Raw genomic sequence first — 16480 nt, forward strand, 5'->3', positions numbered from 1 at the left:
GGTCGACCGACGAAACCGCCGGACTGGGGAGGCGACGGGCGCACGCGATGACCACACGTCTGTATTGGCACACCGACTGTTTCAATCATGACCCCGGGCGCATGCACCCGGAGCACCCCTCCCGCCTGAAAGCCGTTCTGAAGGCGCTGGAGGGCGACGATTTCGCGGCCCTGACGCATCACGAGTGTCCGATGGGCACCAACGAACAGGTCGCCCGCGTGCACCCGCAGAAGTACATCGACAACATGTATGCCGCGATCCCCGCAGAAGGGATGCACCCGATCGATGCCGACACCAGCGTCTCGCCCGGCTCGTGGGACGCCGCGATGCGCGCGGTGGGCGGCGTCTGCGCGGCCGTCGACGCGGTAGTGACGGGCGAATGCGACAACGCCTTCTGCGCCGTCCGGCCGCCCGGACACCATGCCGAACGGGCCCGGTCGATGGGGTTTTGCCTGTTCTCCAACGTTGCGATCGGCGCGCTGCATGCGCGCGCATCCCACAATCAGCACCGCATTGCGGTTGTGGACTTCGACGTCCACCACGGCAACGGCACGCAGGACATCTTTTGGGACGACCCCGATCTGTGGCTTGCCTCGATCCATCAGTTCGGCATCTATCCCGGTACCGGAAAGGCGGGCGAGCGCGGCTGCGCCAACAACATCGTCAACGTTCCGCTGCCGGCGATGACCGGGTCGGAGGGGTTCCGTCAGGCCTGCTCCGACATCGTGCTGCCGCAGCTTGCCAAGTTTCAGCCCGACCTGATCCTGATCTCCGCCGGTTTCGACGCCCACGTGAAGGACCCGTTGGCGGCGCTGTGCCTGGAAGAGGACGATTACACCTGGATCACCGAGCAGATCATGAAGGTCGCCCGCTCGGCCAATGGCGGCCGGATCGTCTCGGTGATGGAGGGGGGCTACGAGCCCGAGTCCATGGCCGCCAGCGCCGCCGCGCACGTCAAGGCATTGCTGCGGGTGTAGGGTGCGGCTGCCCGCGCGCTTGCCGCTGGGCGGGCGTGGGTCTACAGTCCGCCCGCGTTTCGAGGGGCGCGGCGGTGCCGGGTAACCGGCTGCGCCCGGCGCCTGTCTTAGCCACCAGCCGACCAAGCCAGCGAGAGCCACGAACGTACGTCATGGCGGATCAATCCAAGCAATCCGGCAGCGCCGAACAGGCGGCGCCCTCCGACATCCAGCAGATGAGCTTCGAGGACGCGCTCGCCGAGCTGAAGCAGATCGTCGAGCGTCTGGAGAAGGGCGAGGGCAAGCTCGACGAGGCGATTCAAGCCTACGAGCGCGGCGCGCATCTGAAGCGCCATTGCGAGCAGAAGCTGAAGGAAGCCGAGGCCAAGATCGAAAAGATCCGGGTCTCCGGCGCTCAAGGCGACGGCAGCGGCGGCCAGGTGTCGACCGAGCCGCTTGACGTCCAATAGGCACGCGGGTCAGCCGTGACCGATCTATCCGAAGCCCTCAAGAGCACCGCCGCAGCAGTCACCCGGCAGCTGGATGAGCTGTTGCCGCAGATCGGCGGCCCGCGTGGTCGGGTCGTCGAGGCGATGCGCTACGCCTGTCTGGCTGGCGGCAAACGTCTGCGACCCTTCCTGACCGTGGCGTCCGCCCGGCTGTTCGACGTGCGCGACCCGCGCGCGCTGCGCGTTGCCGCGGCGGTCGAGATGATCCACTGCTATTCCCTGGTGCATGACGATCTCCCGGCGATGGACGATAGCGATCTACGCCGCGGTCAGCCGACGGTGCATCGCAAGTTCGATGAAGCGACCGCGATTCTGGCCGGTGACGGCTTGTTGACGGAAGCCTTCGCGATCCTGAGCGAGCCGGCCACGCACAAGGACCCCCTGATCCGCGGCGAACTGACCCGTGGCCTGGCCGAGGCGGCGGGCGCGCGTGGCATGGTCGGCGGCCAGCAGGTCGACATGTCGCACGAACGTGCCGAGCTGGACCTCGACGGCATTACCGAGTTGCAGCGGATGAAGACCGGCGCGTTGATCGAGTTCGCCTGCGAGGCGGGCGCGATCCTGGGCGGTGCGGACACCGAGTCCCGGACGGCGCTGCGTGCATACGCGCGTGACCTCGGGCTTGCTTTCCAGATCGCCGATGACCTGCTGGACGTCGAGGCGTCCTCGGAGCAGGCCGGCAAGCCGACCGGCCGGGATGCCGAGGCCGGCAAGGCGACCTTTGTCGGTCTGATGGGGCAGAAGCGCGCCCGCATCCGTGCTGAGGAACTGGTCGATTCCGCCTGCGGCCATTTGGATCGGTTCGGCGACAAGGCCGATCTGCTACGTCATACCGCGCAATTTGTGGTCAACCGCCCTTCCTAGCCTTAGGTCCCAGGGCCAGGGCCCAATCCTCCGCCCTGAGAGCGACGTTCGCGAGGGAGAACTGTTTGCGTAACGACACCAAAACCCCGCTGCTCGACACCCTCCGGGATCCTGCGGACCTGCGCCGCCTGCACGAAGGGCAGCTGCACCAAGTGGCCGATGAACTGCGGCTGGATATGATCGACAAGGTGTCGCAGACCGGCGGCCACCTGGGCGCTGGTTTGGGCGTGGTCGAGCTGACGACGGCGATCCACTACGTCTTCGAGACGCCGGACGACAAGCTAATCTGGGATGTCTCTCACCAGTGCTACCCGCACAAGATCCTGACCGGTCGGCGGGAGAAGATGACTACGCTGCGCCAGGGCGAGGGGCTATCCGGGTTCACCAGCCGGGCGGAAAGCATCTACGACCCGTTCGGGGCGGCGCACTCCTCCACCTCGATCTCCGCGGGCCTTGGCTACGCGGTGGCGCGTGATCGGCAGGGTCGGGATAACCACGTCGTCTCGGTGATCGGCGACGGGGCGATGAGCGCCGGCATGGCCTACGAGGCGATGAACAACGCTGGGGCCATGAACAGCCGGCTGATCGTGATCCTGAACGACAACGACATGTCGATCGCGCCGCCGGTGGGGGCGATGAGCGCCTATCTGTCGCGGATCCTGTCCTCGCGCTCTTACCGTTCGGTGCGCGGGGCGATGCGCGATCTGAGCCACCAGTTCCCACGTCCGGTGCGCGAGGCCGCGCGGCGGGCGGAGGAGTACACCCGCGGCCTGTTCACCGGGGGCACGCTGTTCGAGGAGATGGGCTTCTACTACGTCGGCCCGATCGACGGTCACAACCTCGACCACCTGCTGCCGGTCCTGCGCAACGTCCGGGATACCGAGAGCGGCGGCCCGATCCTGATTCACTGTGTGACGCAGAAGGGCAAGGGGTACGAGCCGGCGGAAGGGGCGGCGGACAAGTACCACGGGGTGGCCAAGTTCGATGTGGTCACCGGCAAGCAGGCGAAGCCGACGCCGCAGGCACCGAGCTACACCGGCACCTTTGCGCAGGCGCTGATCCAGGAGGCCGAGGCGGACGCGCGGGTGATGGCGGTGACCGCGGCAATGCCGGGAGGCACCGGGCTGGACAAGTTCGCCCAGAAGTTCCCGGACCGGATGTTCGACGTCGGCATCGCCGAGCAGCACGCGGTGACCTTCTGCGCCGGGCTGGCGTGCGAGGGCATGAAGCCGTTCGCGGCGATCTACTCGACCTTTCTGCAGCGCGCCTACGACCAGGTGGTGCACGACGTGGCGATCCAGAACCTGCCGGTGCGCTTCGCGATCGACCGGGCGGGCATGGTCGGCGCCGACGGCGTCACCCACCAGGGCAGCTACGACGTCACCTATCTGGGCACGCTGCCGAACTTCACGCTGATGGCCGCGGGTGACGAGGCGGAGCTGATGCACATGGTCGCCACGGCGGCGGCTTATGATGACGGCCCGATCGCGGTGCGCTATCCGCGCGGCGAGGGGCTGGGCGTTGAGATGCCGACGCGCGGCGAGTTGCTGGAGATCGGCAAGGGCCGGATCGTGCGCGAGGGCAGCAAGGTGGCGATCCTGTCCTACGGTGGCCGGCTGGGCGAGGCCTATCGGGCGGCGGACGAGCTGGCGGCGCGCGGGCTGTCGACGACGGTGGCGGACGCGCGGTTCGCCAAGCCGCTGGACCGCGATCTGGTGCGGCGTCTGGCCAAGGAGCACGAGGTGCTGCTGACGGTCGAGGAGGGCGCGATCGGCGGCTTCGCGACGCAGGTGCTGACGCTCCTGGCGGAGGAGGGGCTGCTCGACCACGGCCTGAAGATCCGGCCGATGACCCTGCCGGATCGCTTCATCGACCACGACAAGCCGGAGCAGCAGTACGAGGCCGCCGGGCTCAACGCCCGCCACATGGTCGCCCGGGCGCTGGAGGCGCTGGGCTATGAGAGTGTGGACACGGGATCCTTGCGGGCCTGAAGCGGTCGGCAATTGCTGTGCGAAGGCACGTCGGCGCGGCGCTTGTGTGCCGGGTCGGCATGACGTCGCGATTAGTGAAAATGAGCGCCTTATCTCTTCGAGCTCATCCCGCGTTCCCTATCCTGAGAGCAGTGCGGGATGGGCGCATCGAAGCACGTTTGACCGGGTGTCCCCCCGGCTCCTTGCCATGACCGCCGCCAAGAAACGCCGGGTCGATCAACTGCTCGTCGAGCGTGGGTTGGCTGACAGCCGGGCGCGGGCGCAGGCGTTGGTGATGGCGGGGCAGGTGGTCTCCGATACCAAGCGGATCGACAAGCCAGGCACCGCGCTGCCGGCCGACGCGCCGCTGGCGGTCAAGGGACAGGATCACCCCTGGGTCTCGCGTGGTGGGCTGAAGCTGGCCCCTTTGGTGGCGTGCGGCGAGATCGATCCCACAGACGCGGTCGCGCTCGACGTCGGTGCCTCTACGGGGGGCTTTACCGACGTGCTGCTGCAGCACGGGGCGGCACGTGTCTACGCGGTCGACGTCGGCCACGGACAGCTCGCCTGGAAACTGCGTCAGGATGAGCGCGTGGTTGTGCTGGAGCGCACCAACGCCCGTTATCTGACCGCCGAGCAGGTACCGGAAGCGGTCGACCTGGTGGTCTGCGATGCCTCATTTATCGGGCTGGAGGTCGTGTTGCCGGCCGCGCTCGGGCGCGCCCGTCCGGGGGCCAGGTTGGCCGCGCTGATCAAACCGCAGTTCGAGGTCGGCAAGGATCGTGTCGGGCGCGGTGGCGTGGTCCGCGATCCCGCTCTGCACCAGGAGGTCTGTCAGCGCATCCGTACCTGGTTGAGCGAGACGATGGGCTGGACCGTGTTGAGCCTGCGCGAGAGCCCGGTGCAGGGGCCGGAAGGGAACACGGAGTTCCTGATCGTGGCGGAGAAGCCGGAGGAATGATCGGTTAGACGGTCGGAGACGTCCTTCGACACGGCCCGTTGGATGTGTCGAAGGACGCCTGATGGCTAATTGGCCAGCGCCCGACCGCGTTGTTCGCCCGCTGTCTAGCGCACGTCTTCTATCTTCACCGGACTCTCCAGCCGCTGTTCGGCTTGGCGACCTTCTAGCACGGCAACCAGGTCCACGAGCGGCTTGAGGCTACTGGCGATCTGGCCGAGCGCTTCGGCGGCCGGGCTCTCGACCCGCCCGCGTAGAGCGCCCTCGATCAGCTGGCGCAGCGGATCGGGGCGCTGCGGGCGGTTGACCACGCGCACCGGCTGGTCCGCGGGAATCTCAGCCAATTCCTTGGCGCCGGCGATCGCGGCCTTGAGCCCGCCCAACTGGTCGACCAAGCCCCGGTCGTGCGCGTCCGCGCCGGACCAAATCTGCCCTTGGGCAACCTGTTCGACCTGCTCGGGAGAAAGATCGCGGCCCGAGCCGACCTTCTGCTTGAAGTCGGCGTAGGTCTGATCGAGGAAGCTCTGTAGCTTCTGCCACTGCGCCTCCGTAAAGTCGTGCTGGGAGCTCCAGAAGTCGGCGTTCTGGCCGGCCTGAACGCCGTCGAAGTTGATCCCCAGGTTCCTAAACAGACCGCTGGTGACGAACTTGCCGGAGCCGACCCCGATCGAACCGGTAATCGTGCCCGGTTGGGCATAGATCCGGTCCGCCGGCGCAGCGACGAAATAGCCGCCGGAGGCCGCGATATTGGCCATCGAAACCACGACCGGCGTCCCCATGTCCCGCGCCTGGCGGACCGCGTGCCAGATGGTATCGGAGGCGACGTAGCTGCCGCCCGGGCTGTCGACCCGGAGCACGATCGCGTCGATCTTGTCGTCGCGCGCAGCCTCCAGCAGGGCGGGGGCGATCGTGTCGCTGCCCATTTGGACGCCGCCGAACAGCCCGTTGCCCTGACTGGAGCCGAGCGTGACCGCGCCTTCTCCGGTCACGACGGCGATCTGCGGGGTATCGTTCGGCAGGTCTTCCTGGCGTTGCATCTGTGCGCCGTAAGCCAGCAGTCCGACCATCGCCTTCAGGTCGTCGGCTTGTGCCCCGGCCGCCTGGCGCAGCGCGCGGCTCATCTGATCCTGATAGCCCAGTTCATCGACCAGGCCCGCTTCCAGCGCCCGTTCGGCGGAGAACTGGCCTTCGGCAACCAGTTGGCGCACCTGCTGCGGGTCGAGTCCGCGGCCTTCGGCGATGCCGGCGACCACTTGGTCCATCCAGGAGTTCAGCAACTGCTGCTGATTCTCGCGTTGGGGCTCGGGGATCTGCATCTCGACAAAGCGATCCTTGATCCCCTTGTACTCCCGTCGTTGGTCCAGGCGCGGCTCGACATCGAGGCTCCGCAGCATCTGGCCGAAGTAAGGGCTCTCCAATAGGAAACCGGAGACATCGATGTCGCCCGACGGCTGCAGCCACACCTGGTCGAAGGCGCTGGCGAGGTAGCTTTGCAGCGTGCCGCCGCCCATGCCGCCACCGCTCAGCGTTTCGGCGAACGCCCAGGCAGGCTTGCCACTGGCGCGGAAGTCTTCCAGGGCGGTGCGCAGCTCCTGCGCGTGGCCCATGGAAAGGGCTCCACGGCCGACCCGTACGGCGAGGGCTTTGACCCGATCGTCGCCGGCGGCGCGCTCCAACGCGCCGATGGCCTGGTGGATTGGCACGCCGCCATCGGTTGCGCCGGCCAGCGGATTGCTCGGCATGCGCTCGATAACCCCATTGGTGAGGTCGAGAACAAGCACGGTCTGCTCCGGAACCGACGTCTCGGCGGTGCGCCAGTCGCGCACCTCCTGCCAGCCGTAGCCGAGCAGCAAGCCGCAAGCGACAACGAGCAGGCCGATCGACGCCAGAAGGCCGACCAGACACTTACCGATGAACAGAATCAAACGCATGGAAGGGGGACCTTTGACTCGCCGAGGATGTGGGATCGCTTGAAAGTTTGATTCCGGAGAATGGTGACATCCGGACGCTGGGCCAAGAGGGCGGTGCTTGCACGTGCGTGCGTGCCCGTTAGGATCGCGCGCCGTTGCCGGCGGTGCAGTCATGCATCGGTCAAGACCACCTCACCTGTCCCTCTACCCCTATAGGCGGAGAGGGGAGCCGCCGCAACGCCAAGGAACGGGCAGGGCGTGCATGCCTCATTCTTCTTTCGGAGGTGAGGGGCGCCGACATGGGTCAGCTGGCTCAATGTGCAGCATATCGAGGCACCACAGGAGACGGGATCATGCGGCGTAGGGCGCGCAAGGGCGGTGGCAGGCAGGTCGACCTGGAAATCCGCCAGCTTGGCGGCCGCGGTGACGGTGTCGGCGAGATCGACGGCCGGCCGGTGTTCGTGCCGTTCACCCTGCCGGGCGAGCAGGTGCAGGTTCGCCTGACCGGCGAAAAGGCGGGGGGCTACAAGGGCGAGCTTTTGGAGCTGCTGAGCGAATCGCGCGATCGGGTCGAACCGGCTTGCCCGCATTACGGCCCGTGTGGCGGCTGCACGGTGCAGCATCTGGCCGATGTCCCTTATCGCGCCTGGAAGCACGGGCAGGTGGTACAGGCACTGCAGCGTCGGGGCTTCGAGGCGCCACCGGTGCGGGATCTCACGGTCGTGCCAGAGCAGACACGCCGGCGCGCCACCTTGGCCGCCAAACTGGCCGCCGGCACCGTGCAGCTCGGCTTCCACAGTCGGGAGAGCCACGTCGTCGAAAGCATCGAGAGTTGTCGGGTGTTGCGGCCTGCGCTGGTCGCGCTGCTGCCGGACCTGCGACGTGCGCTGCAGCCGCTACTGACCGGCAAAGAGATCGCTGACGTCGCGTTGCTGGAGAGCGACAGTGGGATCGACGTGCTGATCACCTCCCGCCAGGCGCCGAATTTGCAGGCGCGTCAGGGATTGGCAGCGGTCGCGGAGGATCACGATCTGGCGCGCGTCTGCTGGCAGCCGGCGGGCGCACGCGACGAAGAGCCCGAACCTCTGGCGATCCGCCGGCCGGTGGTGACGGAGTTCGCCGGGGTGCGTGTGGAGCCCGTGCCGGGCGCTTTCCTACAGCCGACAGCCGAAGGGGAGCAGGCGCTGGCCGATGCGGTGACCGGCTGGCTCGATGGCATGCAGGGTCCCATCGGAGATTTCTACGCGGGGATCGGCACCTTTTCCTTCCGGCTTGCCAAGCACGCCAAGGTGCACGCGATCGAGGGCGCGGAAACGGCGATCGCCTCCCTCTGGCAGGCGGCGCGCAAGCACGATCTGCAGGGCCGCGTGACCGCCGAGGTCCGCGATTTGGCGAGCGATCCGCCGCCCGCCGACGATCTGGTGGCGTTCGAGGCGGTGGTGTTCGATCCGCCGCGCGCCGGGGCGAAGGAACTGACCCAGGAACTGGCGGACAGCGACGTCGAGACGGTGGTCGCGCTGTCATGCAACCCCAACACCTTCGGCCGTGACGCCCGTATCCTGGTCGATGGCGGCTTCACGTTGCACGAGGTCCGCCCGATTGACCAGTTTCCCTGGTCTGGCCACGTGGAACTCGCGGCGCTGTTCACGCGGGATTGAGGCTTGGTTGGGGCGGACTGACGGACCTACTCCTCGACCGACAGATCGAAGGTGTGCACCACGCTGGCCTGGATCACGTCAGCATGCAGGGTGAGCAGGATTAGCCGGGCGTCCAGGCTATCGGTCATGGCCAATGCGGTTTCCATGCGTGCTTCCACGGCCTGCGTGCGGGCGGGATCGGTGGCATCCAGGAAGCCATCTCGGCCCAGCGCGCAGTAGCCGAGCAGTTCCGCCGCGTCAGCATAGGCCGCTGGCGGAATCTTGCCGCCCGGCATCTCGGCTTTGATTTGCCGGAGAGTGGCGTACTTCACCGCATCCGGTAGGGCCCGCTTGGGGAGACCGACGTCTTTGAGGGCTTGGTCCAAGGTCTGCAATTCGCTCGTGCGACCAAAGGAAGTCCCGAAGAAGCCGAACATCGCGATGCGTTCCTGCTTGATGGCTGAGTAGAGCCGCTTGAATGCCGGTTTGGAGCCCAGTTTGGTCGATCGGTTCATCCGAGGGAACGCCACCCGTGTCGGCGGACCTTCCCATGGGCGACCCCTGGTGCGAACCTTGCCTTTTAATAGAGGCCAAGCGCGCCGGGCAGGCTGGAGAGTAAGAGAATCACGACGATCGACGCGGCCGAAAGTTCTCCCGAAGCTGGCCAGCCGGGGATGCGGAGATTGCGATAGGCAATCCAGAGCAACCCTACCGTGAACAGCAGGAACACGGGATCCTCGCGGGCCAGCTTGACCGTCACCATGGACAACAGAAGGCTGGTATAGAACACGAAGCTGGCGGAGAGCGCCATGGCGCCTCCTGGTTGCGGCGGATCGCTCGGCTCTCGCATCAGCCCGTCTTGAGATGCTCCTGCAGACGGGGCATCAGTTCGACGAAGTTGCAGGGGCCGTGCCGGCTGTCGAGCTGATAGCGCAGGATGTCGTTCCAGGCATCCTTGCACGCACCGGTCGAGCCAGGCAGAGCGAACAGGTAAGTGCGTCCCGCGACGCCGCCAAGCGCGCGCGACTGGATCGTCGAGGTGCCGACCTTCTGAAAGGAAATCCAGCGGAACAGTTCACCGAACCCCTCGATCTCCTTGTCGAACACGCTCCTGAACGCTTCGGGCGTGACGTCGCGGCCGGTGACTCCGGTTCCCCCAGTGGAGATCACGCAGTCGATCCGCGGATCATCGATCCAGGCAAGCAGCGCCTTGGTGATCGCGGCAGTCTCGTCCTTGACGATCCGGCGCTCGGCGACCTGGTGGCCGCTGTCCTCGATCAGACGTTGCAGCGTATCCCCGGAGCGGTCATCGCCCGCCGTCCGGCTGTCTGAGACGGTCAGGACCGCGATGTTCACGGCCAGGAAGGGTTTGCTTTCGTCGATACCACTCATTTTTGCGCGACCTCGGCTGACGACGGGTCCCGGGACTCGTAGCGTGGCCAGTCGCCCGCGGCAATGGCCTGCAGCGACGGAATCTCCTGGCCCAGCCGGTGACGGTAGATCCAGAAGTTGGTCAGCACCCGTTCGACGAACTGGCGTGTTTCGCGCGACGGCAGGGTCTCGATGAACATCAGCGGGTCCTGCGTATCGGTCCGCTTTTGCCACTTCAGCAGGTTGCCGGGGCCACCGTTGTAGGCAACCGTGATCGCGAACAGGTTATCGGCGATGAAGTCGTAGTCGCTGAGATAGCCGATGTAACGCTGCGCCAGGTCCAGGTTCAGTCCCGGCTGATTGAGTTCGCCCTGGCCGCGGTAGCGGAAGTTCTCCCGACGCGCGATATAGGTGGCGGTCGTTGGCATCAATTGCAGCAGCCCGCGTGCGCCGGCGCCGGAGCGTGCATCTGGGTCGAAGGCGCTTTCCTGGCGCATGAAGGCGTAGAGCAGCGCCCGGTCGATCCGAAAGCCGGTCGCTGGCTGCCACGGCGGGATCGGGTACAGCGCGGCGTTGACGGTCGCCGACGGCCAGCCGTTGTCCGGATCGCGTGCCAGCCGGGTGCCGAGCCTGAGCGCCATTGCCGGCAATCCGCCACGTTCGGCGATCGTCAACAGGGCGGCGGCGGTGTTGGGGTCCGCCCAGCCGTCGACGCCCAGAAGCTCCCGGCGCGCCAATTCGCGCTGGCCGACTTGCATCAGCGCGATCGCCCGGCGCACTGCGGGACGCTGGACCACCCTGCGCACCGTGGCGGCGGCGGCGCCCGGCGCGTCGAACTCCAGACGCGGCGCGATTCCCAGGGCCGCGTGCGCGATCAGGCCGTAGAAGGTGCGTGGCTGCGCCGCGGCCCGGCGTAGCCAGGTGCTCACCTCTGCTGGCTGGTGTAGGCGCAGCAGCGCCCGAGCGGCCCAGTAGGCGCCGGCGGCCCGCTTTTCTGGCCGTGTGGCCGCATTGTTGGCCAAACGGCGGAAGTTGTGGGCGGCTGCCTCCAGATCGCCCTGGCGCCAGGCCGCCAGGCCGGCGATCCAGTGAGCCTGCGGTACGTCGGCGCCCGACCGGCGCGCAGCCGGAAGAACGAGGCCAGCGGCCTTATCGCTTCGGCCATAATACAGCCAAGCGGCGGCGATCTGGGTCAGGGCGGCATCGCGTTCGACAGTGTCGAGCAGGTCGCGGATGTCCTCCCGCTCCAGGTACGCCTCGGTGATCGACAGGCGGGTGCGCATGACGTTCCGGCGTACCTGCGCCAGGACGCGGCGGACGGCACGTCGCTCGCCGGCGTCGCGTGCCCGTGGCGAGGTATAGCCTTGCCGGACCCAGCCGCTGCTGCCGACCCCCGATAGATCTGCCACGCTGTAGCGCGGTACTTGCACGGACCCGCCGCCGGCCGGTCGGCGGGCGATGGCCAGCTTGTAGATTTTGCGCGCCTGCGGATGATCGGCGTAGTGCGCCATCCAGGCCCGGGATTCGGCGAACGGAGTCCAGTAGTCGCTGGGATGCAGGTAGCGCTGCGCGAGGACGTGACCGAGCAGTACGTCATCGTCCAGCTGCGCGATCAGTCGGTCGGCCGTATCCCAGTTACCCGGTTCGCCAGCGGCGAAGATGCGTTGATAGAGGGCAACGTCGTGGGCGCTGAGCACCCGTGGCAAGGCGAGCGTTGTGCTTGGCGCCTCTGGCGCGATTTGTGGCAAGGCGGCGGTCTGGACGCGTTCGCCCGCTTGCGCCGGTCCGATCTGTAGCGTGATCGCAACCGCCAATCCGGCTGCTGCCCATACCTGCCGTTTGATCCGCACTCCGATACCGGTCGCCAAGCCAATCCCCCGCGTCTTGTGTCCGGAGTCGTCCGGATCCCACCGAACCCGGAATGAATCAGAAAAGACCGCAGGCTTTTAGGAAAAAGTTAAAGCGTAAGCACAAGACCGTGTTTCTAACCGGTTTTCATGCGATTGCGCCGCTGTGGGGGGAGCTACGGCCAGTGATCGGGGCTGTCGCGGGGCTAGAATGAAAACGTGCGCCCCGCACGGCCTACACTGTCGGATCCGTGCCCGCGTCAAATGCGGTCTTGAACGACAGCAGATCCCGCCAGGCCTGACGCTTGGCGGCGGGTTGGCGCAGCAGGTAGGCCGGGTGCAGGGTCACCAGCGCGGGCACCGGGGTCCCCATTTCCGGGTTCTGGTAACTGAACCACCGTCCGCGCAGCTTCAGAACGCCCTCCGTCTTGCTGAGCAGTGTCTTGGCCGAGCTGCCGCCGGACAGGATCAGGTAGTCCGGCTGCTTGAGGGCGATGTGCCGTTCCACGAACGGAAGGCAGGCCGCGACCTCCGCCGGGGTCGGCGTCCGATTGCCGGGCGGGCGCCAGAACAGGACGTTGGAGATGTAGACGTTGTCCGCCCGGGAAAAGCCGATCCAGGACAGCATCCGGTCCAGCAGTTGACCGGAGACCCCAACAAACGGCTTGCCTTGACGGTCCTCGTCCGCGCCTGGAGCTTCGCCCACGATCATCACCCGCGCTTCCGGGTTGCCGTCGGCGAACACCAGATTGGTTGCGGTTTGCTTCAGCGCGCATCCATCGTACTCGGCCAACGCGTCGCGCAATGCCTCGAGCGTGGTCGCCTGGGCGGCCAGGTCGCGGGCGGTTGCCAGCGTCTGTTCGGCGGTTTTCAGTTCGCCGCCCTTGGGCCGCCAGACCGGCGGCATCTCGCCACGCTTCCGCCCCGCCGTCCCGGGCTGCTGGGCGGGAGCTGCCGCCGGCTGACCGGCTGGCTGGCGTGGTTCGGTCGCCGGTTTCGACGTCGCCGACGGTTGTTGGCTGGGCGGCGCAGTCGACGGGGAAGGTGTGGAGGACGTTCCCGTGGCGGCTTGCTGCTGCCGGGCGGCGGCGCGCGCGGCTTTGGCCTCCCGCGCGGCGGCGTAGCGGTCGACCGGCGTGTCCAGGATCGCCTCATCCGCGCCAGCCGTGATCAACCAGTCAAGCGCCGCGCGTGCCGCCGCGTGCGGCACATCGCCGTCTGGGGAAGGGGGCTCGTCGTGCGGGGGTTGGCTCATGGCGCCTTCAGATATAGCACCCATGGGGAGTGTGTGCAGTGCCGCGCTGGCGTTGTTCGCCTCGCGCCGTTGGGGATAGACTGCCGGCGCGCGCGACGCCATATCGCATATGGTGTGGCGCGCCTGCCACCCGCCGAGGCTGTGCACGACCCGCCCGCGCAGATCAGTCACGAATGCCGCCCGCGTTACGGTCACTCAGCCGGCGGGGTTGGCCCAGGAGATCGACGTTTTGACCCAGTCGAGTGCGAAGCGAACCGGCCGTCTGGCCGCGGTCAGTCTGACCGCCTTGTTGACCGCCAGCTGTGCCAGTCAGGCGCAGCGTCCGATCACCGAGGCGGGCAATGGACAGCCGTTCGCCACGGCCCAGCCGGTTGGCGAGGCCGCCGCGGCGGAAAACGGTACGGCTTATGGGTCCTACCTCGCCGGTCTCTACGCCAATGGCCAGCGCGACCTCGGCGCGGCGGCGGACTTCATGTCGCAGGCCCTGGACGCCGATCCGGACAACCCCCGTCTGCTGCATAACACCTTCATGCTAATGGCCGGCGAGGGGAACATGGACCGTGCCCGCGCGCTGGCCGAGCGCTTGCTGGCGAGCAACCCGAGTCATGGTCCGGCCCGCGTGCTGGTCACGGTGGAGGCGCTGCGTGCAGGCAACTACGAGAACGCCGAAGAGTTGTTGCGCAAGCTGCCGGCGCAGGGGCTGGCCGCGCTGGTGCGCCCGATGCTCTCCGCCTGGGCGCAGGTGGGGCGCGGCAATACCCAGGCCGCGTTGGACCGCCTGAAAGCCCTGGAGCCGATCGAGGGGTTTGGTGCGTTGCGCCAGGCCCACATCGCGCTGATCAACGACTTGGCTGGCGACACCGAAGCCGCGGCGCGGGCGTTTGACGCGATCGGTACCGAACGGGCCGCACAGTCGCTGCGCCTGGCGTGGCTGCTTGGGAATTTCCATGCCCGAAACGGCGATCTCGACGCGGCGCGTGCCCTCTATCAAGCCTATATGGCTCGCAACCCGGATAGTGCGGTCATGGAGATCGCGCTCGACCGTCTGAACGCAGGCGAAACGCCGGCGCCGCTGATCGCCAATGCGCGCGAGGGGGCAGCCGAAGCGCTGTTCAACCTGTCGGGGCTGTTGAACCAGGAGGGGGCAAGCGATCTCGCGCTGGTTTACGACCGCATGGCATTGCGCCTGCGCCCGGACTTCCCGATCGGCCATATCCTGCTGGGCGAGGTGCTGTCGGCGCAGAACCGGCTGGAGGCGGCCGTCGAGGTCTACCGTCAGGTCCCAACGGACTCGCCCTACCATTACATCGCCCAGTTGCGCGTGGCCGATGGGCTGAATGCGCTTGGCCGCAAGGACCAGGCGATCGACATCCTGGAAGCGCAGGCCGAGGCGCATCCCGAGCGCTTCGAACCGCTGTATCGGCTGGGCAACCTCTACCGCGCGGATGAGGAATTCGCGCAGGCGGATAAGGCGTATGCCCGGGCGCTGGATCGGATTCCGACGTTGGAGAGCCGGCACTGGACGGTGCTGTACTTCCGCGGCATCGCGCTTGAACGCACCGACCAATGGGCGGCAGCGGAGCGCCACTTCAAACAAGCGCTGGAGCTGCAACCCGAGCAGCCATACGTGATGAACTATCTGGCGTACTCCTGGGTCGAGCAGCAGCAGAACCTGGACCGCGCTCAGGAAATGCTGCGCCGGGCCGTCGAGCTCCGGCCCGAAGATGGCTACATCGTCGACAGTCTGGGATGGGTCTATTACCGCTTGGGCAAGTACGATCAGGCCGTGGACAGGCTGGAGCGGGCGGTCGAGTTGCGTCCGGCCGATCCTACGATCAACGATCATCTGGGCGACGCCTACTGGAAGGTCGGCCGCAAGCAGGAGGCACGGTTCCAGTGGCAGCGCGCGCTCACCCTCGAGCCGGATGCCGAGCAGGTGCCGACCATCGAGGCTAAACTGGAAAACGGCTTGAAGGCCGGCGACAACGGTTAGCCCGCCCAGCATCTCCTACGACACGCGTATCGAGCCTGCCCGCATGACCGAGTCCGCCGCCGTTCAGCGCCACGCCCGCGCCAAGGTCAACCTGAGTTTGCGCGTTACCGGTAAGCGCGCGGACGGCTATCACGAGCTGGACGGCCTGACCGCGTTCGCGCAGGCGGGCGACCTTGTGACCGTCTGGGACAGCGACGCTCTGAGCCTGGAGATCGTCGGCCCTTACGCGGGGGCGCTCTCCCAGGGGGCGGGGCAGGCGTCCGGCGAGCCTGCGACCGAGAACTTGGTGCTCCGCGCCGCCCGGGCGTTGGCGACGGCGACCGGCCGCCCAGCCAGGGCGCGGATTCTGCTGGATAAGCAGTTGCCGGTGGCCGGTGGTTTGGGCGGTGGTTCGGCCGATGCGGCGGCGACGTTGCATGCGCTGTGCCAGCTCTGGGGCGTCGACCCCGGCCCGGCGCGCTTGGCGGAGATTGGCCTGCAGTTGGGCGCGGATGTGCCGGTCTGTTTGCACGGCTATGCGGCCTTCGTTTCTGGCATCGGAGAGCGGTTGGGCCCGGCGCCGCACCTGCCAGAGGCGCACGTGGTGCTGGCCAATCCAGGGGTGGAGCTGTCGACGGCCGCGGTGTTCAAGGCGCTTGAGGGGCAAGTCTCGGGTCCGGTCGCACGCTGGGACGCGCCGCCGCGCGACGCGGCCGCGTTGGCCGATTACCTGGCACGCGACGGCAATGATTTGGAAGCGCCGGCCCGCCGGCTGCGTCCGGAAATCGATGCGGTGCTGACCGCGCTTGCCGCCCGGCCGGGCTGTCTGATCGCGCGGATGTCGGGCAGTGGGGCGACCTGCTTCGGCCTCTTTGCCGAGGCGGCCAGCGCCGAGGCGGCGGCCGCCCAACTTGCCGCCGATCGCCCCGACTGGTGGTTGCGCGCGGCCCGTTTGATCGGTTGAGCGGGTAGGCAGGCGACGACGGGCCAAATCGCGCGGGCACCGACCCGATTCCCTAGGTTGCAAGCGCCTCGCGACGACGCTATCGTCCGCGCGCGCCTGCTGGGGCGTAGCCAAGCGGTAAGGCACCGGTTTTTGGTACCGGCATTCCCAGGTTCGAATCCTGGCGCCCCAGCCACGCCCGAGTAACCCCCTGAAATTCCAAGCTTCTCGCCAAGCGTTAACCCTCGAGGGCCGCGGTTTTCCGCGATTCCCGGCGATTGTGCCACA

Annotated in this window: 14 protein-coding genes and 1 tRNA gene; 9 read left to right on the top strand and 6 right to left on the bottom strand. The window is 67.3% G+C overall.

What is annotated here, in order from left to right; all coding sequences use genetic code 11:
- Nucleotides 1-47 precede the first annotated feature (47 nt).
- The 5 genes from RHOSA_RS0110230 to RHOSA_RS0110250 all read left to right on the top strand — a co-directional run bounded on the left by RHOSA_RS0110230 (nucleotide 48) and on the right by RHOSA_RS0110250 (nucleotide 5260).
- On the top strand, nucleotides 48-977 hold the full coding sequence (locus RHOSA_RS0110230; protein WP_027288585.1) for a histone deacetylase family protein: 930 nt from the start codon (nucleotides 48-50) through the stop codon (nucleotides 975-977).
- 152 nt (nucleotides 978-1129) lie between these two features.
- Nucleotides 1130-1426, top strand: a complete 297-nt coding sequence (locus tag RHOSA_RS0110235; protein WP_027288586.1) for an exodeoxyribonuclease VII small subunit — start codon at nucleotides 1130-1132, stop codon at nucleotides 1424-1426.
- 15 nt (nucleotides 1427-1441) lie between these two features.
- Nucleotides 1442-2329, top strand: a complete 888-nt coding sequence (locus tag RHOSA_RS0110240) for a polyprenyl synthetase family protein (RefSeq protein ID WP_027288587.1) — start codon at nucleotides 1442-1444, stop codon at nucleotides 2327-2329.
- Nucleotides 2330-2394: 65 nt separating this feature from the next.
- Entirely contained in the window at nucleotides 2395-4320 is a 1926-nt protein-coding gene (gene dxs, locus RHOSA_RS0110245) for a 1-deoxy-D-xylulose-5-phosphate synthase (RefSeq protein WP_027288588.1), read from the top strand.
- A gap of 187 nt (nucleotides 4321-4507) precedes the next feature.
- Nucleotides 4508-5260 (top strand): TlyA family RNA methyltransferase, encoded by a 753-nt coding sequence (locus RHOSA_RS0110250; protein WP_027288589.1) that lies wholly within the window; start codon nucleotides 4508-4510, stop codon nucleotides 5258-5260.
- A gap of 104 nt (nucleotides 5261-5364) precedes the next feature.
- Here RHOSA_RS0110250 and sppA read toward each other — a convergent pair whose 3' ends face one another.
- Nucleotides 5365-7188 carry a signal peptide peptidase SppA gene (gene sppA, locus RHOSA_RS21815; RefSeq protein WP_051432031.1) on the bottom strand — a complete coding sequence of 608 codons (1824 nt, stop codon included), beginning with the start codon at nucleotides 7186-7188 and terminating at the stop codon, nucleotides 5365-5367.
- A gap of 332 nt (nucleotides 7189-7520) precedes the next feature.
- Here sppA and RHOSA_RS0110260 point away from each other — a divergent pair, with 332 nt between their 5' ends.
- Nucleotides 7521-8825, top strand: a complete 1305-nt coding sequence (locus RHOSA_RS0110260) for a class I SAM-dependent RNA methyltransferase (RefSeq protein WP_027288590.1) — start codon at nucleotides 7521-7523, stop codon at nucleotides 8823-8825.
- A gap of 26 nt (nucleotides 8826-8851) precedes the next feature.
- Here the strand turns inward: RHOSA_RS0110260 and RHOSA_RS0110265 are convergent, their stop codons facing one another.
- The 5 genes from RHOSA_RS0110265 to RHOSA_RS0110285 all read right to left on the bottom strand — a co-directional run bounded on the left by RHOSA_RS0110265 (nucleotide 8852) and on the right by RHOSA_RS0110285 (nucleotide 13277).
- Complete coding sequence (locus RHOSA_RS0110265; protein ID WP_051432032.1) at nucleotides 8852-9319, bottom strand: hypothetical protein; 468 nt, start codon at nucleotides 9317-9319, stop codon at nucleotides 8852-8854.
- Nucleotides 9320-9384: 65 nt separating this feature from the next.
- The gene (locus RHOSA_RS0110270; protein ID WP_027288592.1) at nucleotides 9385-9615 is read right to left on the bottom strand and encodes a hypothetical protein; all 231 of its coding nucleotides are present in this window, start codon (nucleotides 9613-9615) and stop codon (nucleotides 9385-9387) included.
- A 38-nt stretch (nucleotides 9616-9653) separates the two neighbouring features.
- Nucleotides 9654-10196, bottom strand: coding sequence for a molybdenum cofactor biosynthesis protein B (gene moaB, locus RHOSA_RS0110275; protein WP_027288593.1), 543 nt, complete (start codon nucleotides 10194-10196; stop codon nucleotides 9654-9656).
- Nucleotides 10193-12043 carry a lytic transglycosylase domain-containing protein gene (locus RHOSA_RS0110280; RefSeq protein WP_156092672.1) on the bottom strand — a complete coding sequence of 617 codons (1851 nt, stop codon included), beginning with the start codon at nucleotides 12041-12043 and terminating at the stop codon, nucleotides 10193-10195. The genes moaB and RHOSA_RS0110280 overlap by 4 nt, the downstream gene beginning before the upstream one ends.
- A 214-nt stretch (nucleotides 12044-12257) precedes the next feature.
- A complete protein-coding gene (locus RHOSA_RS0110285) occupies nucleotides 12258-13277 on the bottom strand; it encodes a uracil-DNA glycosylase (protein WP_081728640.1) in 1020 nt (339 codons plus the stop codon).
- A 229-nt stretch (nucleotides 13278-13506) separates the two neighbouring features.
- On the opposite strand from RHOSA_RS0110285, the gene RHOSA_RS21820 reads away from it, so the two are divergent.
- The 3 genes from RHOSA_RS21820 to RHOSA_RS0110300 all read left to right on the top strand — a co-directional run bounded on the left by RHOSA_RS21820 (nucleotide 13507) and on the right by RHOSA_RS0110300 (nucleotide 16388).
- Nucleotides 13507-15270 carry a tetratricopeptide repeat protein gene (locus RHOSA_RS21820; protein WP_169816624.1) on the top strand — a complete coding sequence of 588 codons (1764 nt, stop codon included), beginning with the start codon at nucleotides 13507-13509 and terminating at the stop codon, nucleotides 15268-15270.
- Nucleotides 15271-15313: 43 nt separating this feature from the next.
- Entirely contained in the window at nucleotides 15314-16213 is a 900-nt protein-coding gene (locus tag RHOSA_RS0110295; protein ID WP_027288596.1) for a 4-(cytidine 5'-diphospho)-2-C-methyl-D-erythritol kinase, read from the top strand.
- Between the two features lie 100 nt (nucleotides 16214-16313).
- Nucleotides 16314-16388, top strand: a tRNA-Gln gene (locus tag RHOSA_RS0110300).
- Nucleotides 16389-16480: the final 92 nt, after the last annotated feature.

It is taken from the genome of Rhodovibrio salinarum DSM 9154 (assembly GCF_000515255.1).
In the GTDB taxonomy this organism is placed as follows: Bacteria; Pseudomonadota; Alphaproteobacteria; order Kiloniellales; family Rhodovibrionaceae; genus Rhodovibrio; species Rhodovibrio salinarum.